At 64.9% G+C, this 16,967-nt stretch carries 21 protein-coding genes and 1 pseudogene; 5 read left to right on the top strand and 17 right to left on the bottom strand.

Annotation, left to right across the window (positions count from 1 at the left end; translation table 11 throughout):
* Positions 1-55: 55 nt before the first annotated feature.
* The 6 genes and pseudogenes from accD to ACZZZM_RS11620 all read right to left on the bottom strand — a co-directional run bounded on the left by accD (position 56) and on the right by ACZZZM_RS11620 (position 4,446).
* Positions 56-916, bottom strand: coding sequence for an acetyl-CoA carboxylase, carboxyltransferase subunit beta (gene accD, locus ACZZZM_RS11645; RefSeq protein ID WP_463595259.1), 861 nt, complete (start codon positions 914-916; stop codon positions 56-58).
* Positions 913-1,689, bottom strand: coding sequence for a tryptophan synthase subunit alpha (gene trpA / locus ACZZZM_RS11640; protein WP_463595258.1), 777 nt, complete (start codon positions 1,687-1,689; stop codon positions 913-915). Before trpA ends, accD begins: the two co-directional genes overlap by 4 nt.
* Entirely contained in the window at positions 1,686-1,967 is a 282-nt protein-coding gene (locus ACZZZM_RS11635; protein ID WP_463595257.1) for a hypothetical protein, read from the bottom strand. The genes trpA and ACZZZM_RS11635 overlap by 4 nt, the downstream gene beginning before the upstream one ends.
* A gap of 160 nt (positions 1,968-2,127) precedes the next feature.
* Positions 2,128-3,360 (bottom strand): tryptophan synthase subunit beta, encoded by a 1,233-nt coding sequence (gene trpB, locus ACZZZM_RS11630; protein WP_463595256.1) that lies wholly within the window; start codon positions 3,358-3,360, stop codon positions 2,128-2,130.
* Positions 3,357-3,993, bottom strand: a pseudogene (locus tag ACZZZM_RS11625) (phosphoribosylanthranilate isomerase). Before ACZZZM_RS11625 ends, trpB begins: the two are co-directional and overlap by 4 nt.
* A 66-nt stretch (positions 3,994-4,059) precedes the next feature.
* The gene (locus ACZZZM_RS11620; RefSeq protein WP_463595255.1) at positions 4,060-4,446 is read right to left on the bottom strand and encodes a winged helix-turn-helix transcriptional regulator; all 387 of its coding nucleotides are present in this window, start codon (positions 4,444-4,446) and stop codon (positions 4,060-4,062) included.
* A 97-nt stretch (positions 4,447-4,543) separates the two neighbouring features.
* Between ACZZZM_RS11620 and ACZZZM_RS11615 the strand changes: the two genes are divergently transcribed.
* The 3 genes from ACZZZM_RS11615 (at position 4,544) to ACZZZM_RS11605 (ending at position 6,488) form a co-directional block, all read left to right on the top strand.
* The gene (locus tag ACZZZM_RS11615; RefSeq protein ID WP_463595254.1) at positions 4,544-5,284 is read left to right on the top strand and encodes an SDR family oxidoreductase; all 741 of its coding nucleotides are present in this window, start codon (positions 4,544-4,546) and stop codon (positions 5,282-5,284) included.
* A gap of 122 nt (positions 5,285-5,406) precedes the next feature.
* A complete protein-coding gene (locus ACZZZM_RS11610; protein ID WP_463595253.1) occupies positions 5,407-5,847 on the top strand; it encodes a hypothetical protein in 441 nt (146 codons plus the stop codon).
* A gap of 113 nt (positions 5,848-5,960) precedes the next feature.
* A complete protein-coding gene (locus tag ACZZZM_RS11605; protein WP_463595252.1) occupies positions 5,961-6,488 on the top strand; it encodes an AAA family ATPase in 528 nt (175 codons plus the stop codon).
* Here ACZZZM_RS11605 and ACZZZM_RS11600 read toward each other — a convergent pair.
* From ACZZZM_RS11600 to purM, 9 genes are all read right to left on the bottom strand, one after another.
* Complete coding sequence (locus ACZZZM_RS11600; RefSeq protein ID WP_463595251.1) at positions 6,453-6,959, bottom strand: GNAT family N-acetyltransferase; 507 nt, start codon at positions 6,957-6,959, stop codon at positions 6,453-6,455. The genes ACZZZM_RS11605 and ACZZZM_RS11600 overlap by 36 nt on opposite strands.
* Positions 6,960-6,962: 3 nt before the next feature.
* Positions 6,963-7,637, bottom strand: coding sequence for an orotidine-5'-phosphate decarboxylase (gene pyrF / locus ACZZZM_RS11595; protein ID WP_463595250.1), 675 nt, complete (start codon positions 7,635-7,637; stop codon positions 6,963-6,965).
* Positions 7,634-7,960 carry a lipopolysaccharide assembly protein LapA domain-containing protein gene (locus tag ACZZZM_RS11590; RefSeq protein WP_463595249.1) on the bottom strand — a complete coding sequence of 109 codons (327 nt, stop codon included), beginning with the start codon at positions 7,958-7,960 and terminating at the stop codon, positions 7,634-7,636. Before ACZZZM_RS11590 ends, pyrF begins: the two co-directional genes overlap by 4 nt.
* 76 nt (positions 7,961-8,036) lie before the next feature.
* Positions 8,037-10,313 (bottom strand): patatin-like protein, encoded by a 2,277-nt coding sequence (locus ACZZZM_RS11585; protein WP_463596435.1) that lies wholly within the window; start codon positions 10,311-10,313, stop codon positions 8,037-8,039.
* Positions 10,314-10,321: 8 nt separating this feature from the next.
* The gene (locus tag ACZZZM_RS11580) at positions 10,322-11,017 is read right to left on the bottom strand and encodes an endonuclease/exonuclease/phosphatase family protein (protein ID WP_463595248.1); all 696 of its coding nucleotides are present in this window, start codon (positions 11,015-11,017) and stop codon (positions 10,322-10,324) included.
* A gap of 43 nt (positions 11,018-11,060) precedes the next feature.
* Positions 11,061-11,255 (bottom strand): hypothetical protein, encoded by a 195-nt coding sequence (locus ACZZZM_RS11575; RefSeq protein WP_463595247.1) that lies wholly within the window; start codon positions 11,253-11,255, stop codon positions 11,061-11,063.
* 93 nt (positions 11,256-11,348) lie between these two features.
* Positions 11,349-11,717 carry an MmcQ/YjbR family DNA-binding protein gene (locus tag ACZZZM_RS11570; protein WP_463595246.1) on the bottom strand — a complete coding sequence of 123 codons (369 nt, stop codon included), beginning with the start codon at positions 11,715-11,717 and terminating at the stop codon, positions 11,349-11,351.
* Positions 11,714-12,280, bottom strand: coding sequence for a phosphoribosylglycinamide formyltransferase (purN, locus tag ACZZZM_RS11565; RefSeq protein WP_463595245.1), 567 nt, complete (start codon positions 12,278-12,280; stop codon positions 11,714-11,716). The genes ACZZZM_RS11570 and purN overlap by 4 nt, the downstream gene beginning before the upstream one ends.
* 75 nt (positions 12,281-12,355) lie before the next feature.
* The gene (gene purM, locus ACZZZM_RS11560; protein ID WP_463595244.1) at positions 12,356-13,450 is read right to left on the bottom strand and encodes a phosphoribosylformylglycinamidine cyclo-ligase; all 1,095 of its coding nucleotides are present in this window, start codon (positions 13,448-13,450) and stop codon (positions 12,356-12,358) included.
* Positions 13,451-13,514: 64 nt separating this feature from the next.
* Between purM and ACZZZM_RS11555 the strand changes: the two genes are divergently transcribed.
* Complete coding sequence (locus tag ACZZZM_RS11555) at positions 13,515-14,762, top strand: heavy-metal-associated domain-containing protein (RefSeq protein ID WP_463595243.1); 1,248 nt, start codon at positions 13,515-13,517, stop codon at positions 14,760-14,762.
* Positions 14,759-15,358 (top strand): P-loop NTPase family protein, encoded by a 600-nt coding sequence (locus tag ACZZZM_RS11550; RefSeq protein ID WP_463595242.1) that lies wholly within the window; start codon positions 14,759-14,761, stop codon positions 15,356-15,358. Before ACZZZM_RS11555 ends, ACZZZM_RS11550 begins: the two co-directional genes overlap by 4 nt.
* Here the strand turns inward: ACZZZM_RS11550 and ACZZZM_RS11545 are convergent.
* Positions 15,355-15,645, bottom strand: coding sequence for an I78 family peptidase inhibitor (locus ACZZZM_RS11545; protein WP_463595241.1), 291 nt, complete (start codon positions 15,643-15,645; stop codon positions 15,355-15,357). The two genes, ACZZZM_RS11550 and ACZZZM_RS11545, sit on opposite strands and share 4 nt — an antisense overlap.
* On the bottom strand, positions 15,642-16,814 hold the full coding sequence (gene rnd, locus ACZZZM_RS11540) for a ribonuclease D (protein WP_463595240.1): 1,173 nt from the start codon (positions 16,812-16,814) through the stop codon (positions 15,642-15,644). Before rnd ends, ACZZZM_RS11545 begins: the two co-directional genes overlap by 4 nt.
* Positions 16,815-16,967: the final 153 nt, after the last annotated feature.

Raw genomic sequence — 16,967 nt, 5'->3', positions numbered from 1 at the left:
CGGATAGGCCCCACCACAACCCCTCCCCTGAAGGAGAGGGGCTTAGACGAAGTGCTCACGCCGCCGCCTTTGCCTCGCACAACAGCCCGATCAGCTGGCCGAGCGTTTTGCGCAATTCCTTGCGGTGGGTGACCATGTCGACCAGCCCGTGCTCGCGATAATATTCCGAGGTCTGGAAATCGTCGGGGAGCTTTTCGCGGATCGTGTTCTCGATCACGCGACGACCGGTGAAGGCCAAAGTCGCGCGCGGCTCGGCGATCTGGACGTCGCCGAGCATCGCATACGCGGCCATGACGCCACCCGAAGTCGGATCGGTGAGCACGACGATGTAAGGCAGGCCGGCGTCGTGGAGCATCTCGATCGCCACGGTGGTGCGCGGCATCTGCATCAGGCTGAGAATGCCTTCCTGCATGCGTGCGCCACCCGACGCGGTGAAGACGATATACGGCGCGCGCGCACCGATCGCGGCCTCAACCCCGGCAATGAATGCCTCGCCGACGGCCTGGCCCATCGATCCGCCCATGAAAGCGAAATCCTGCACGCCGACGACTGCCTTGTGCCCCAGGATCGTGCCGCTGGCGTTGAGGAACGCGTCGGGCTCGCCGGTGGCGGCGCGGGCAGCCTTCAACCGTGCTGGGTAAGGCTTCTGGTCGCGAAACTTGAGCGGATCCTCCGCCACTTTCGGGCTGGCGAGCACAGTGAAGGCGCCGGCGTCGAACAATTGCACGAAGCGCTTGGCCGGGCCGATCCGCTCGTGATGATCGCAATGCGGGCAGACGTCCTGATTTTCTTCGAGCTCCTTGACGAACACCATCTGTCCGCAGCCCTTGCACTTGTGCCAGAGATTGTCGGCGGTCTCGCCGGTGCGGGTGGTGACGTAGGCGAGCGCGTTGCGGACGCGGCTGATCCAGCTCATGCGACTTCCTTTGCGGCGTGAATCGCCGTCGATAGGGATTGGATATAGGCGCGGACGTACGCGGGCGCATCATCGCCGTGCTGGCCGACCAGCTCGACGATCGCCGAGCCGACGACCACGCCATCGGCCACGCGGGCGATGTCCGCGGCCTGTTCGGGGGTGCGGACGCCGAAGCCGACCGCGACGGGGAGGGAGGTGGCGGACTTGAGGCGCTTCACGGCGTCGGCGATCGAGGATTGCGCGGCTTGCTGGAGGCCGGTGATTCCGGCGACCGAGACGTAGTAGAGGAAGCCGCTGGCCCCTTCTAGCACCGCGGGGAGACGGGCGGCATCGGTGGTCGGTGTGGCGAGACGGATGACGTCGATGCCCGCATGGGTGAACTCGTCGAGGCTGTCGGCTTCTTCGGCGGGGATATCGACGCAGATCATGCCGTCCACGCCCGCGTCCGCGGCCTTCGCTGCGAAGCCGGGGCAGGTCATGGTGTTGGCATAGCCCATCAGGACCAGAGGAGTGTCGGCGTGGCGTTGGCGGAAGGCGGCGGCGATGGCGAGGACATCGCTGGTGCGCGTGCCCTTGGCGAGACTGCGCAAATTGGCGGCCTGGATCGCGGGGCCGTCGGCCATCGGATCGGTGAACGGCATGCCGAGTTCGATCACGTCCGCGCCGCCTGAGACGAGCGCGTCGAGGATCGCGACGGTGTCGCCATCGCCCGCGGTGACGAAGGTGATGAGTGCGGCGCGGTCGGCGGGGAAGGCGGAAGCGAGGCGGGTCATGGTCGGGGCTTGAGCCAGATATAGGTAAGTGAGATCAAACCGCTCAGGAATGTTCCTACAACGAGGTAACCGGCGAGGAACGGAAGCTCGGGCGCGCAATAGTCGAGGCAATGGTCGCCAGGCGGAGCCACGCCATAAATCTTGGTGAACGACTCCCAATTGGAGTCCATGATCGACGACCAGATGTAGTGCCCGACGATCACTGACTGAATGGCCAAGGCGACAAAGGAGACCAAGAACAGTCCCAGGGGAACTAAGAGCCTACGATCTTTGGTCACGGAGCCACTCTCAACGCCGCAACGACCGTACCGTCACCCCGGACTTGTTCCGGGGTCGATCTGCCCGCGAGGGCGGGACAAGAGGCTCCAGCGGCATCGCCTGTGTCCAACTGGACCCCGGCACAAGGCCGGGGTAACAGGCGAAGCTTTGCGGCGGGCATCACAGCTCGAACCCCAGATGCTCCGCCACCGTGAAGATGTCCTTGTCGCCGCGGCCCGAGACGTTGACGACGATCAACTTATCCTCGTCCATCTCCAGCGCCTTGGTTTCCAAAGCTGCCAGCGCGTGCGAACTCTCAAGCGCCGGGATGATCCCCTCCAGCGCGCAACAAAGCTGGAACGCTTCGAGCGCCTGCTTGTCGGTGACCGGTTCATACTCGACGCGGCCGCTCTCATGCAGCCAGCTATGTTCGGGGCCGATTCCGGGATAGTCGAGCCCGGCCGAGATCGAGTGCGCTTCGGTGATCTGGCCGTCTTCGTCCTGGAGCAGATAGGTGCGGTTGCCGTGGAGGATGCCGGCCTTGCCCCCGTTGAGCGACGCGGCGTGCTTGTCGGTCTCGACGCCGTGCCCCGCGGCCTCGATGCCGAGCATCGCCACGTCGGGATCGTCGAGGAAGGGATGGAACAGCCCGATCGCATTCGATCCGCCACCGACCGCTGCGATCAGCAGATCGGGCAGGCGGCCTTCGCGATCCAAGATCTGGGCGCGCGTCTCGGTGCCGATCACGCTCTGGAAGTCGCGAACTAGCTCGGGATAGGGGTGCGGCCCAGCAGCAGTGCCGATGATGTAGAAGGTGTCATGGACGTTCGCGACCCAATCACGCATCGCCTCGTTCATCGCATCCTTGAGCGTCTCGGCGCCGCTGGTGACGGGCTGAACCTCGGCGCCAAGCAGCTTCATTCGGAATACGTTGGGCTTTTGCCGCTCGACATCCTTGGCGCCCATGAAGATTGTGCACGGCAGCCCGAAGCGCGCCGCGACCGTCGCGGTGGCCACGCCATGCTGCCCCGCGCCGGTCTCTGCGATAATCCGGGTCTTGCCCATGCGGATCGCGAGCAGGATCTGGCCGATGCAATTGTTGATCTTGTGCGCGCCGGTGTGGTTCAGCTCCTCGCGCTTGAAATAGATTTTCGCGCCTTTGCCCGGCTCGGCCAGCGCGCGGTAATGCCCGGTCAGCCGCTCCGCATAATAAAGCGGGCTGGGGCGGCCGACGAAATGCTCGAGCAGATCATCGAACTCGGCCTGGAAGGCGGGGTCCGCCTTGGCGGCGCGATATTCGCGCTCGAGATCGAGGATCAGCGGCATCAGCGTCTCGGCGACGAAACGCCCGCCGAACTGGCCGAAATGCCCCCGCTCGTCAGGCTGGGCGCGATAGGAATTGGGTGCGTTCATAAGGAGCGGACTGCCTTAAGGAAGCTGGCGATCTTGTCCACATCCTTGACGCCGGGCGCGGATTCCACGCCCGAGGACACGTCGACCATCGTTGCGCCGGTGGTGCGGGCGGCTTCGGCCACATTTTCCGTGCTGAGCCCGCCGGAAAGGAGCCAGGGCGCCGTATGCCGGAAGCCGTCGAGCAGCTTCCAATCGAAACGCAGTCCATTTCCACCGGGCAAATCGGCGCCCTTTGGCGGTTTGGCGTCGAACACGATGCGGTGGCCGCTGTATCGGTGAGAAGCGCCCAAATCCATCGCGGTGCGAACGGGAACGGCCTTCCACACTTCGACGCCGTGCTGCACCTGCAAGCGAGCGGCGAGCGCCGGGTGCTCCTCGCCGTGAAGCTGGATGGCGTCGAGTTCTAACCGAGCTGCGGACTGCATCGATCAGCGCCGGCTCCGGATCGACGAACAGCCCGACAATCCTGGCGCGGCCCGCTGCCCGAGCAGCAAGGGCTGCGGCCTGTTCGATTGAAACGTTGCGCGGGCTTTTGGGGAAGAAGACGAAGCCTACATGGCTCGCCCCGCCGGCGACTGCAGCGTCGAGCGTTTCAGGCGTCGAAAGGCCGCAGATCTTGACGGTGACGGGCATGCGGGGCTCTTCGGCGGAGTGCGCGGCTTTGGCAAGCAACACTAACTTTAGCGAGGATGACGATCCTTAGGGGCTACGCTCGTCGAACGCGACCCGCGCCTCCTCGATCCGCTCCAGATTGCGCGCGGCCCATTCCCATACGCCGCAAAACGCCTCTGCCAGGCTGCCGCCCAGTTCGGTCAGGCGATACTCGACCTTGGGCGGGATCACCGGGTGCACGGTGCGCACCACCAGCCCGTCGCGTTCCATCGCGCGCAGCGTCTGGGTCAGCATCTTCTGGCTTATCCCCTCGCATTCGCAGCGCAGTTTGGAGAAGCGCAGTTCGCCATGCTCGGTCAGGATTTCAAGCACGAGCATCGTCCATTTGTCCGCGACCCGGCCGATGATCTCGGTGACGAGCCCCTCGACGCGCGGGTCGAGGTTTTCGGGATATGCGTGGGGATCGTGGTCCATGGTTTCCAAAAAGTGTGTATGAATATTTTGGGTGCCTACTCCCCAAACTATACCAGCTGCTCCTATCTCCCGTCCAGTCACACGAATGGAGGCGAATATGGACATGACCGGCAACACCATCCTCATCACCGGCGGCGGCTCGGGGATCGGGCGAGGATTGGCCGAGGCGCTGCATGCGCGCGGCAACAAGGTGATCATCGCGGGGCGCCGCGCGTCAGTGCTGGAAGAGGTCGCTGCCGCTAATCCCGGCATGGCGACGGCGCAGTTCGACGTGAGTGACGCGGCCGACATCGTGCGCTTTGCCAAGGAAGTGCTGGCCGCACACCCTGCGCTCAATGTCGTCGTCCACAATGCCGGCATCATGGGCGCAGAGAGCCTCGCCGCGCCGGATTACGCCCTCGACTATTCCGAGCGCACCATAGCGACCAACATTCTCGGGCCACTGCGGCTTAACGCCGCGCTGCTCCTCCATCTGCTCGCCCAGCCTAAGGCGACCGTGGCCACCGTCACTTCGGGCCTGGCCTTCGTCCCGCTCGCCGCGACGCCGACTTATTCGGCGACCAAGGCGGCGATGCACAGCTGGAGCCAGTCGCTACGCCATCAGTTGAAGGGCACAAGCGTCGAAGTCATCGAAATCGCGCCGCCCGCCGTCGCGACCGACCTGATGCCGGGGCATGCCGAGAACCCCAACTCCATGCCGCTCGAGGAATATATTGCCGAAACGATGGCGCAGCTGGAGGCGGGAGCACCCGAAAATTTGGTCGATCGAGTCAAGTTTCTCCGCTTTGCCGAGGCGCGCGGCGACTATGCGGAGGTCTTCACGACGCTCAACGGCTGAGCCATGCCGATCTCCCGATGTGGGTATCTCCTGACCTGGCTCCGCCTTGGCAATAGCGAGCATTTCGTTACGCTGCGTCAGCGCGCCGCAGGTTCGGGCGCGTGGCTTAACGGGGGGACGAGATGCTCAATATACTGCTTGCTGCCACGATACTGCTTGCGCCGCAGACAGCACCAAGCTGGCAAGTTATCGACATTAATCGTGAATTGAGCCGAGTGCTGACTGTCGATGTAGGAACGAAACCCGTTGCGCCGAAGCCGGATGCAGTGATCAAGGCGCGTATCTTGGTCACGCTGAAAGATCCGGACATGACTGCGCTGACCGGATTCTGGACGATAGACTGCGGCCGGAAGATGCACCGCGTAACTGAGACGGCGATTTACGATCAAACGGGCAAGCTGGGTCCGGCGGATCTCGAACCGCTCGCTTGGGAAGCCACGCCAACAGGATCGCTGTTCGAAGCGGTCGCGGACTATGTCTGCCGCAGCCAGATCAAACACCCAGGCAGCGTTATCACCGGCGCCGCACCGATTGCTGGGTTGAATGCGCTGTTGAAATCCTGATCGCAGCAGGGGCTCGACCAGCACTACCACGTGGAGCGGTGGATGAGCGCGATGGGAAAACCGCGGGGCGATTATCCGGAGGTGTTCGCAACGCTTCACGGCTAAGGAGGGTGATGGCGGAGCGAATCCTGATCATCGGATCGCCGGGAAGCGGCAAATCGACTCTCGCGCGCGAACTGGCAGCGCGCGAGGACATGCCGCTTGATCATCTCGATCAGCTTTACTGGAGTGCCGGCTGGAAGGAGGTCGACAAGGCCATTTGGCTGGAGCGGCTCGACGCGGCACTGGCAGAATTGCGGTGGATCATCGAGGGCAATTATTCGAGCACGCTGGAGCGCCGCCTCGCCAAGGCTGACAGGGTCGTGTTACTGGATCTTTCGCCGTTCCGCTGCACCTGGCGCATCCTTCGCCGCACGCTCACGCAATATGGCGAGGTCCGCGCCGACATGGCCGCGGGGTGTCCCGAGCGATTTAGCCTCGGGTTCATCTGGTATACGCTGAGCTTCCGGGTCCGCACCTTGCCGCGTGCGCTTGCGCAACTAGAGAAATGGGGCGGCGAACTGGTCTGGCTCGGCACGCCGGGCGAGATCGCGCGCTTCCTCGCCTCAGAGCAGAGGCTTGACGAGGACGCTCATGAATAAGGGCGGATCGAGCGGGATCGGGAAGTCGCGCGTCTCGCCCGAGGGCAGATAGCCGCGGCGGCGATACCAGGCGATCAGCTCCTCGCGCCTGTCGATCACAGTCATTTCGATGCGCTTGGCTTCGAACACCTGGCTCGCGACGCGCTCCGCCGCATCAAGAAGGCGCTTGCCGATACCGGCTGCCTGCACCGTCGGGTCGACCGCGAGCAGGCCGAGGTAGGCGAGGCCCTTGCTCTGGTCGCTAATCTGGACGCAGCCGACGGCTTCACCGTCGCGCTCGGCAATCAGCAGGCGCTGGTTCGTATCCTCGACGATGGCGCGCAGCATTTCGAGATCGGTGCGCGCGCCTTCCACGATTAGGTCGGCCTCGTGCGTCCAGCCGCCCCGGGCCGATTCGCCGCGATAGGCGCGCTCGACCATAGAATGGAGACGCGGCAAATCGTCGATCGTGGCAACGCGGATGGTCGGCATACGCTAGAGCGTCGCCTCGATTTCGCGCGCGGCAAGGTCCGGGTCCTGCGCCTGGGTGATCGGACGCCCGACTACTAGGATCGACGCGCCGGCATCCAGCGCAGCGCGCGGCGTGACCACCCGCTTCTGGTCTCCGACCGCGCCATTCGCCGGGCGGACGCCGGGGACGACGAAAAAGCCGCGCGGCCAGACCTGCTTGGCCGCGGCGACTTCGTTACCCGAGCAGACAATTCCGTCGACGCCTGCCGACTTGGCGAGTTCGGTCAGGCGCATGACTTGCTCGTGCGGATCGGGGGCGAGCCCGATCGAGCCGAGATCGTCGGCATCGAGGCTGGTCAGCATGGTGACTGCGACGACCTTGGTGCCGGTGGGGGCCGCCGCCTTGGCATCCTCTAGCATCGCCCGGCCACCCGCGGCGTGCACAGTGATGATCGCCGGCTCGAGCGGGCGCAACGCCTGCACCGCCTTGCCGACGGTGTTGGGAATGTCGTGAAATTTGAGATCGAGGAAGATCGGCAGGCCGATTTCGGCCATTTCGTGCACGCCGTGGCGGCCATTGGCCATGAAGAATTCGAGACCGAGCTTGATGCCGCCGACATGGTGATGGACACGGGCAGCGATCGCCTTGGCGCGGTCCAGGTCCGGAGTGTCGATCGCTACGTAGATCGGCGAGCTCATTGCTGCGGCTCGATCAGTGGCGGAGCGGAGTTCGCCTCAATGGTCACGGGCTCGGCAGCCGGTGCGTTGACAGCGCGAAGATCCGCCAGCGCGCGCTCCAGCCCGGCCAGCCGCTGCCGCATCCGCCAGCGCAATGCGTGATAGGCGAGAACTGCGGGGAGGAGGCCTGCAAGGAAAGTCAGCACGAGCAGCAGCGGCAGGCTGAAATCCGCAATCAGCCCGCTCCACAAATGGATGCTGACCCGCTGATCGCCATTATAGATCACGAAGCCCGCGACGAGCCCGCCCAGCAGCAACCAGAACAACACCTTCAGAAACCGCATTCGCCCTCACCTCTGAAACAAGTCTAGGGCGAAGCTGGGTGCTTGCCAATGCTCCCTCTCCCGTCTGGAGAGGGAGTTAGCCGATCTCCGCGCGCAGTTCCTCGAACAACTTGGGGATCGCCTTCAGCCGCGGCTCTTCCTCGTCGAGGATGGCGTGGAAGGCGGCGCGCTTGATGGCGGCGACACGCTCCTCGCTCGGCCGTGATTCGACCAGCAGGGTGGAAACAACGATGTCGATCAGCCGGTCGGCGCCATGCAGCCGGCCCCAGAGATAGTCGTTCTCGCGATAGGCCCGGCTGAAGAACGCGCCAAAGGCATTGAACTGCGTACCCTTGAGCGTGGCCGCGGCGCCACCCGAGCGGATCGCGCAGGCATCATCGGGGGCGATGCGATCGACGCGGATCGGGTCGAATTCATCGACGCCCTCGCCCTGGAGCAAGGGCAGTGTGGCTATGTCGAAAAAGGGGAAGCCGAGATGCGCGAGCAGCATCGGGCGGCGCAATTCCTTGGATAGCGCGCTGAACCCTTCGGACAGCCGGGCATCGGTATCGCGGTCGAGCGCCTTCAGCGCCATGCGATCACCGAGGATGTCGAGGATCGGCCCGGCATCGTCGATGAGTTCGCGCGCCATGTCACGCAGGTCCGCGAAGGTGTCGGCACGCTTGAGCTCGAGATAGGAAGCGAGCGATTCGTAGATCGCCTCGCGCATCGGCTGGAGCGCTGCGTGATTGCTCGGCAAGTCGATCTCGGTGAGGCGGCGCGCGAGCAGCCGGAGCCGGCGGATGCGGAAGCCGAGATCGTGGGTGCGAAGGAATTCCAGCGTTGCGGGGCTCGCGCCATTCGACAGAGTCGCACCGAACCGGTCTGCGCCGCGCGACTGGACAATATGCGCGACTGCCTCGCGAAGCTCACGCAGTCGTTCGGGCTCGCGCCGATCGCCGATCGCATGGATCAACCGCGATATGCGATCGATCGCGCCATCCACCTTGAGCAGGCCATAGGCCGTGTGGCCGTAGCCGGCCTTGGCCGCGGCGGTAACCTGTGCACGGTGCCGCCACGCCGCTAGCCGCTTCGGCGTCGGGTAATCCAGCCACAAGGTGTAACCGAACAGCCCCTCGACCTGGGTTTCCACTTCGCTGCGGATCTCGGTGACGATCGCGAGCATCCGCTCGATCGTGTCAGACCGCTCGGCGATCGCTTCCAGATTGTCTCGGATAGGCTGCTGACGCGGCAATTCCGAAAGCGCACCGATGATGGTTTGGAAAAAGCCCGGCTTCTCCACCGGGGCCCCGTAGAAATCGAAGCGCGAATTGGGGAAGGGATCGATGAAAACGAAGCGGCGATCGATCTGGCGGCGCGCGGGGCGTTCGCGAAGCGCCTCCATCGCCGGGCGGAAGGGCGCGTTGGCAAGTACCGATCCGTCGATCAACACGGCCTTTTCGGCACGGTTATCGGCCCACTGCTGAGGCAGCACGCATTCAAGGAAGGTGTCGCGGCCGGCCCATTCCACGCCGCGCTCGGCAAGCAGTTCGTCCATCTCGGCAACGGTGAAGGGCGGGAAGGCGCCGGGGAAGCTGGATGTCGCGCGCGCGGCAAAGGCGAGGCCGATACGATCGGCAAATTCCTTGCCGCCAGCGCCATGATCACTGAACGGCACGACGATGCGATGCTCAGTCTCGATCACTTCGGGCGGCGAGTTGAGCCTGAGCGCTTCGGGATGGCCGCGGAAATCGGTGACCGTGACGAACAGATCGAGCGGTTGCCCGGGGGGCAGCAGGCGCTTGTCCTGCGGGCCCTTGGCCATTGCGTCCAGCGCATCAATCAGCGTGCCGAGCAGCCGCTTTCCCCCGAAGGGCGGCTCGAACCAGCGCGCGCTGACGAAGCGTTCGAGCTTGAGCCGAACCTCATCGCGCGCGGGCGCCTCCACCGTCTCGTCGATCGTCTTGCTGCGATTGGCAACGAACCAGGCAATCGGCGCTGCCCAGATCTTGGCGAAGCGGTTGGTCCCCTGGCGCGGCTCGAGCAACGCCTCGACATCGGCGTGCTCCATCCAGAGATCGGTCAGCGGGTCGAGTGATTGTCCGGTTGCGATCGCTTGCGCCAGGAAAATCGAATTGATCCCGCCGGCGCTGGCGCCGGACACGATATCGACGATGACGCGGAGGTTGATTCCGGCACTCTCGCGGATTTCGGCGAGCAATTCGCGATAGATGCTGTCAGGCCCCTCGCCGTCGCGCGCCGCCGCGCTCGCCCGGGCCAGTCGCCAGATTTCCTTGGTGATGCCGTGCATGTAAACAGCGAGGCTGATGCCGCCATAGCAGACCAGCGCCAGCCGCAGTTCCTTGTCCCGCATTTCGCTCATCAGCTGGCCTGGACCGTCGCCCAGACCGGGAGATGGTCCGATGCGGTCCGCGAAGATGCGCTGTCATGCACGCCAGCCTCGACGAACGTCAGGTCGCGCGAGGCCATGATCCGATCGAGCCGGGCGACGGGCTTGCGGGCGTGGAAGCTCTTGCCGGTCTCCGCGAAATCGAAGTGGCTGGCGAAATCGCGCAGGCAGCCACTGTTGGCGCTCCACTCGTTGAGGTCGCCCATCAGCACTGTCGGATATTGATGCGTGCTGGCGGCAAGATGCGCGATGATCGCCGCCGCCTGGCGCCGCCGCCAGAGCCCGGAAAGGTCGAGGTGCATGCCGACCACGCGCAGCATCTGGCCACCGAGCCGCACATCGGCGACTACGGCGCCGCGCGGCTCGAGCGCAGGCAAGTGGATTGCCTCGCAATCCAGCACTTCGGCGCCAGCACGGACGAGCAGGGCGTTTCCGTGCCAGCCCATCGAGCGCTGGCGGATGCCGAAGGGAATCGCCTTCCATGCGCCATGTTCGCCCAGCAAGTGATCCGTGAGCACCGCTGCGCGCTCGCCGAAGCGCCGGTCGGCCTCCTGCAGCGCGATCACATCGGCATCGATTTCGGCAAGTACCGCCAGCGTGCGTTCGGGGCGCCGCCGACGGTCGGTGCCGATCGACTTGCGCATATTGTAGCTGGCGACCTTGATCATTGCGGCCCCTTATCGCGGGGCATAGCGGGGGTGGGCAAGGGGATTAAAGCGGTTGCGGATCTGGGCTCTGCCCCGATGCCTCTTCGGCCGCGTCGATCAGCGCACGCCCGGTGGTGTCCGCCGCATGCGCGGTCATCGTCACCGCAACGCCGTCCGGGCCGTCGAGCATCACGACTCCGACCTCGGCGGTGGCGACGCCTCCGCTAGCTTCCGGCTCGACATGTTTGGGTTCGGACATTCTGGCTTCCCTAGTCGTCTGCGGCGCAGATAAGGAAAACAAGGATATGGGCAAAAATATCCGTGCAACCCGCGGAAATCCGCGGATGTGCCTCTAACGCCCGCCGGCTTCGAGCAAGCGCCGCGGCGCGGCGAGTTCCCAGCTGCGCGCGATGCGATCGCCGACATGCTCCCAATCAGTCCCAGCGTTGAGCGCGAGTCCGACCCATTCGGCGCGGAAATAGGCGACGCGCGAATAATCTCCCGGCGCGGCCTCGATCAGCATTCGCGCTTCCTCGGCATCGCCGGTTTTGACCGCGACGATGGTGCGGCCGTCGCCGTGATGATCGTGCCGGAACTGCGCGAACATCTTGCCCGCGGCGAAGAACGTTGCCTGGCCGTGGCTGACGCGCTCCTCGGCAGCGGGGAGGGCGAGGGCGGTCGCGCGGACCCGCTCCAGGAAGGGCTCGGTACTTTCGCTCATCGGGACAGCCACTCCGAAATGACCTTGGGGTAGAGGCGATGTTCCTCTGCAAGCACACGCTCGGCAAGGGTCTCCGGCGTATCGCGCGCTTCGATGCGGACCTGGGCCTGGCCGAGCACTTCGCCGGCGTCTAGCTCCTCGGTGACGATATGCACGGTGCAGCCTGCGATCATGTCGCCCGCCACCAGCGCGCGGCGGTGGGTATCGAGGCCCTTATATTTTGGGAGCAGCGAGGGGTGGATATTGACGATCCGGCCACGCCAGCGGGTGACGAACTCGTCCGACAGGAGGCGCATGTATCCGGCGAGAGCGATGGCTTCGACGCCGGCTTTGCGGAGAGCGGAGTCGATTGCGGACTCGTATTCGGGTTTGGGGATGCCTTTGGGCGAATGGGCAAAGGTGGCCACGCCCTGCTCGCGCGCCCATTCGAGGCCCGGCGCGTCGGGCTTGTCGCTGGCGACGAGTGCGACTTCGTAGGGGCAATCGGCGGCGCGGGAGGCCTCCACTAGCGCCGCCATGTTCGAGCCGCGGCCCGAAATGAGGATGCCCAATTTTCTCCGCATCACTTTTCCCGGCGAAGGCCGGGGCCCAGACTTGAAGTTTGCAACGCTGAAACTGGGGCCGTCGCCGGGGAAAGGCTAGGCATGGTGCGTCGCTTCCCAGTCACTACGTGCGCTCCAGGTCTCCACCGCGCCAGATACCGTGCAACCACGCTCGCCGGCTTCGACCACGCCGATCCTGAAGACCGTTTCTCCCGCCGCTTCTAGCTCTGCGGCAATGCTATCAGCCAGTTCGGGCGCCACAACCGCGACCATCCCGATGCCGCAATTGAAGGTCCGCGCCATTTCCTCCGGCTCGATATTCCCTTGCGCCTGCAGGAACGCCATCAGCCGCGGCAATTCCCACGCACCAGCGTCGATCCTGGCGTGGCAGCCCTCGGGCAGCACCCGCGGCACATTCTCCAGCAGCCCGCCGCCAGTGATATGCGCCAGCCCCCGGATCGCGCCGCGGTTGAGTAGGGGGAGCAAGCTTTTCACATAGATGCGGGTAGGCGCCATCAGCGCGTCGATCAGAATGACGTCCTGATCGAACATTGCAGGGCGATCCATCCTCCAGCCCTTGTCCCCGGCAAGACGGCGGACCAGCGAGAAGCCATTGGAATGTACCCCCGTCGAGCCGAGCCCGAGCAGCACGTCGCCGGGGCGGATCGCCGTGCCGTCGAGCAACTGCGTGCGCTCGACTGCGCCGACGCAGAAGCCCGCAAGATCGTAATCGCCATCGGCATACATTCCGGGCATTTCTGCGGTCTCTCCGCCGATCAGCGCGCAGCCGGCCTGACGGCAACCCTCCGCGATGCCCGCGATCACGCGCTCCGCCACAGCCGGATCGAGCTTTCCGCTCGCATAATAATCGAGGAAGAAGAGCGGCTCGGCGCCCTGGACGATCAGATCGTTGACGCACATCGCGACCAGATCCACGCCGACGCCGTCATGTGCATCATGCTCGATCGCCAGCTTGAGCTTGGTGCCGACGCCGTCATTCGCGGCGACGAGCAGCGGATCGCTGAACCCAGCGGCCTTCAAGTCGAACAATCCGCCAAAGCCGCCCAGATCGGCATCCGCACCGGCCCGCCGCGTGGACTTGGCCAGGGGCCCAATGGCGCGCACCAGGGCATTGCCTGCCGCAATCGAAACGCCTGCCTGGGCGTATGTGTAGCCATCGCTGTCGCTCATGGAGACGCGCCTAGCCATTCCGCGCTTGGATTTCCACGCCCGCTTCGCCAAAAGGGCGCCAACCATGGCTCGTTCGCGCATTTCCCTGAGTATCGGCATTGCATCCTTGCTGGCAGCAGCCGTCGTGGGGACCGTGCTTGCGCAGGGCAGCGGCGGCAGCGCGGTGGCGATCGATCCTTCGGGCGGCTTCGAGATATCGGGCATTTCGGTCGATGTGCGAGGTGGCAATGCCGATGCGGCGCGGATGGGCGGCTGGCGCGTGGCGCAGCGCAAGGGCTGGGAGATGCTCGCGCAGAAGCTGACCGGCAAGACCTCGTCGCTTTCCGATTCGGCGCTCGATTCGCTGGTGACCAGCATCGTCGTCGAGCGCGAACAGATCGGTCCCAACCGCTATATCGCGACGCTGGGCGTGCTGTTCGACCGGGCAAAGGCCGGCGCGATCCTTGGCGTTTCGACAGCAGTGATGCGCTCGCCGCCGATGCTGCTGGTGCCAATCGAATTTTCGGGCGGCGCGGGGATAGTCTTTGAACGCGAAACCGCTTGGGGCCGTGCCTGGAAGCGTTTCCGCAGCGGCGGCAGTACGATCGATTATGTCCGCGCTCGCGGAGCCGGCCCGGATGCGCTGCTGATCAATGCCGGCCAGACCTTCCGACGCGGGCGCAATTGGTGGCGCTCGGTGCTCGACCAATATGGCGCCGCTGATGTGCTTGTCGCCGAAGTACAATTGCGCCGTGAGTATCCCGGCGGGCCGATCGTGGGTGTGTTCAACGCCAGCCATGGTCCCGATCGGCGCCCGATCACTAATTTCGCGCTGCGGGTTACCAATGGGGATTCGCTCGATGCGCTGCTCGATGCTGGCATCCAGCGGATCGACAAGGCCTTCCAGAGCGCGTTGGCTACTGGCGAACTCGCGACCGATAGTATGCTCGCTACGCGCCCGCCCGTGCCCAAGACGGAGGCAGAAAAGCCGACCGACGAGGCGACCGCAGTGGCGACTCCGACCCCGACTGCGGAGACTGGCGCCAGCTTCACCGTCCAGGTCGAGACTCCGACCGCGAATGCGCTCACCAGCTCCGAATCGGCGGTTCGCGGCGTGCCCGGCGTGCGCGGCGCGAGCACGACCAGCATCGCGCTGGGCGGGATTTCGGTGATGCGCGTCAATTATGACGGCGTGATCAGCAGCCTGCGTGCCGCATTGGAAGCACGCGGCTGGCAGGTCCAGGAAGGCGCCGGCGTACTCCGCATCCGCCGCGCCCAGGTCTCCCCCGCACCGCAACCCTCGCCGACGCCCGCCGCGCCGACAGGCGGATGAGCCAGCTACGCCTGCCGCTCGGGCTTCCCGAGGCGAGCGAGACGGAATTCCTGGTCGGCGAATCGAATATCCGCGCCGTGCAACAGCTTGAGCGCTGGGCGACCTGGCCGGTGATGAGCGCGTTGCTTGTCGGCCCGCGCAAATCGGGACGTAGCCTGCTCGCGCGCATCTTCGCGGCGAAGAGCGGCGGCGCGATCCTCGACGACGCCGATCGCGTGAAGGATGCCGATGTCTTTCACGCCTGGAACCGGGCTCAGGCCGATCGCCGTCCGCTGCTGATCGTTGCCGAGGCGGCGCCACCCGAATGGGCCGTCAAGCTTCCCGACCTGCGCTCGCGCCTGGCGGCATCGCCACTGCTCGAAATCGGTGCTCCCGACGATGCGCTGATGCCCCAGCTCCTCGAACGCGCCTTTGCGCGGCATTTGCTCCACGCTAAGCCCGACGTGATCGCTTGGATCGGTGCCCGTATCGAGCGGAGCCATATCGCGATTCTGCGAGTCGCCGATGCGCTGGAAAGCGCTGGCGTGCAGCGGCTGTCGATTCCCGTGGTGCGCGAAGTGCTGGGTGCGTCCGGACTGCTCGCCGCCGAAGATTAGCCGCAGCGGGCGCTGGCGACCTTGCCGTCGGTGCTCAGATGCAGATTGAGCCGGTCAGCGCGGAACTCCATCGTCACCATCATGCCCGGCGTCAACACGCGCACAGCATTGGCGCCTGAAAGCCGCTTGGCTTCGGCCACCAGCTCTACGCTGCGCGGCTGGCCGATCAGATGCTGGAGGCCGTTAGCGTTGCATTCCACCCCGGGCGCTGCCGGCGTCTGCGGGCGCGGCGTCGGACCGCAACTGGCGGCGGCGAGGGCAATCAATGGAAGCGCGAAGCGAATCATTCGGGGCCCTCCGTACGAGTCATCTTCAATTTGCCATTCTTGACCGTGAACCCGAGCTGACCCTCGACCAGCTCGACCGCGTCGCGACCGAACTGCTCGTAGCGCCAGCCCTGCAGGATCGAGAGGCCTTCGCGCTGTCCCGCGGCGAGCGCCTCCAGGTCGTCGGTCCGCGCCAAAAGCTTAGACGCGACATTGATTTCCTTTGCGCGGATCTTGAGCAGCAGCTTGAGCAAGTCGGCCACCAGCGCACCATCCTTGCCGAGCGATGGCTTACGATCGTCGCGCGAGGGCATTTCCTCGGTGCTCATCGGCTCGGCATTGGCGAGCGCATCCATCATCCGCCCGCCGATATCGTTGCCCGCCCAGGCAGCGGAGAGCCCGCGGACCTTGCCGAGATCGCTCTGCTTGCGCGGCGGATTGCCCGCGAGATCGGCCAGCGTCTCGTCCTTGACGATCCGACCGCGTGGCAAATCCTTGCCCTGCGCCTCGAGCTCGCGCCACCGCGCCAGCGCCTTGAGCCGCCCGAGCACTTCGGGCTTGCGACTGGAAATGCGCACGCGCTGCCAGGAGAGATCGGGATCGTTGCGGTAATTCTCCGGATCGGCGAGCTTTTCCATCTCCTGGTCGAGCCAGGCCCCGCGCCCGGTCTTGCGCAGTTTTTCCAGCATCTTGGGGAAGATTTCGGAGAGATAGGTCACGTCGCAGATCGCATAGTCGATCTGGCGCTTGTCGAGCGGGCGGCGGCTCCAATCGGTAAAGCGCGCGCCCTTGTCGACATTGATGCCGAGATAGGTATCGACCAGGTTGGAATAGCCGATCTGCTCGCCTTGCCCCAGCGCCATGGCGGCCACCTGAGTGTCGAACAGCGGGTGCGGGGTCTTGCCAGTGAGATTGTAGACGATCTCGATATCCTGCCCGCCGGCATGGAATACCTTGAGAACGTCTTCGTTATCGACAAGCAGATCGAGCAGGGGACCCATGTCGATTCCGCCCATGGGATCGATCGCCGCGGCTTCCTCATCGTCGGCGATCTGGATCAGGCAGAGCTCAGGCCAATAGCTGTTCTCGCGCATGAACTCGGTGTCCACGCAGATATAGGGCTTGTTGGCAAAACGGGCGCAGAGATTGGCGAGAGCCGCGCTGTCTTCGATCAGACCATGGATATGCATCGGCGCCCCATAGACGGTCCTTCGGGTTGACAAAAGGGTGTGTGACAGAGATGCGCGCGCCATCGGATATTTTTCCGTCGTCCCCGCTTACGCGGGGATCCCGCTTCTTCTTCTGTTCGGGCAAGGCAGCGGGACCCCCGCGTTCGCGGGGGA

This window comes from Sphingomonas sp. AC522, from assembly GCF_979258125.1.
This window is presented reverse-complemented; position numbering and strand designations above follow the sequence as displayed.

Bases quoted from the DNA above. Each gene is read 5' to 3' on its own strand.
- accD (WP_463595259.1), bottom strand. From the start codon at position 916: ATGAGCTGGATCAGCCGCGTCCGCAACGCGCTCGCCTACGTCACCACC.
- trpA (WP_463595258.1), bottom strand. From the start codon at position 1,689: ATGACCCGCCTCGCTTCCGCCTTCCCCGCCGACCGCGCCGCACTCATC.
- trpB (WP_463595256.1), bottom strand. From the start codon at position 3,360: ATGAACGCACCCAATTCCTATCGCGCCCAGCCTGACGAGCGGGGGCAT.
- ACZZZM_RS11620 (WP_463595255.1), bottom strand. From the start codon at position 4,446: ATGGACCACGATCCCCACGCATATCCCGAAAACCTCGACCCGCGCGTC.
- ACZZZM_RS11615 (WP_463595254.1), top strand. From the start codon at position 4,544: ATGGACATGACCGGCAACACCATCCTCATCACCGGCGGCGGCTCGGGG.
- ACZZZM_RS11610 (WP_463595253.1), top strand. From the start codon at position 5,407: ATGCTCAATATACTGCTTGCTGCCACGATACTGCTTGCGCCGCAGACA.
- ACZZZM_RS11605 (WP_463595252.1), top strand. From the start codon at position 5,961: ATGGCGGAGCGAATCCTGATCATCGGATCGCCGGGAAGCGGCAAATCG.
- ACZZZM_RS11600 (WP_463595251.1), bottom strand. From the start codon at position 6,959: ATGCCGACCATCCGCGTTGCCACGATCGACGATTTGCCGCGTCTCCAT.
- pyrF (WP_463595250.1), bottom strand. From the start codon at position 7,637: ATGAGCTCGCCGATCTACGTAGCGATCGACACTCCGGACCTGGACCGC.
- ACZZZM_RS11590 (WP_463595249.1), bottom strand. From the start codon at position 7,960: ATGCGGTTTCTGAAGGTGTTGTTCTGGTTGCTGCTGGGCGGGCTCGTC.
- ACZZZM_RS11585 (WP_463596435.1), bottom strand. From the start codon at position 10,313: ATGCGGGACAAGGAACTGCGGCTGGCGCTGGTCTGCTATGGCGGCATC.
- ACZZZM_RS11580 (WP_463595248.1), bottom strand. From the start codon at position 11,017: ATGATCAAGGTCGCCAGCTACAATATGCGCAAGTCGATCGGCACCGAC.
- ACZZZM_RS11575 (WP_463595247.1), bottom strand. From the start codon at position 11,255: ATGTCCGAACCCAAACATGTCGAGCCGGAAGCTAGCGGAGGCGTCGCC.
- ACZZZM_RS11570 (WP_463595246.1), bottom strand. From the start codon at position 11,717: ATGAGCGAAAGTACCGAGCCCTTCCTGGAGCGGGTCCGCGCGACCGCC.
- purN (WP_463595245.1), bottom strand. From the start codon at position 12,280: ATGCGGAGAAAATTGGGCATCCTCATTTCGGGCCGCGGCTCGAACATG.
- purM (WP_463595244.1), bottom strand. From the start codon at position 13,450: ATGAGCGACAGCGATGGCTACACATACGCCCAGGCAGGCGTTTCGATT.
- ACZZZM_RS11555 (WP_463595243.1), top strand. From the start codon at position 13,515: ATGGCTCGTTCGCGCATTTCCCTGAGTATCGGCATTGCATCCTTGCTG.
- ACZZZM_RS11550 (WP_463595242.1), top strand. From the start codon at position 14,759: ATGAGCCAGCTACGCCTGCCGCTCGGGCTTCCCGAGGCGAGCGAGACG.
- ACZZZM_RS11545 (WP_463595241.1), bottom strand. From the start codon at position 15,645: ATGATTCGCTTCGCGCTTCCATTGATTGCCCTCGCCGCCGCCAGTTGC.
- rnd (WP_463595240.1), bottom strand. From the start codon at position 16,814: ATGCATATCCATGGTCTGATCGAAGACAGCGCGGCTCTCGCCAATCTC.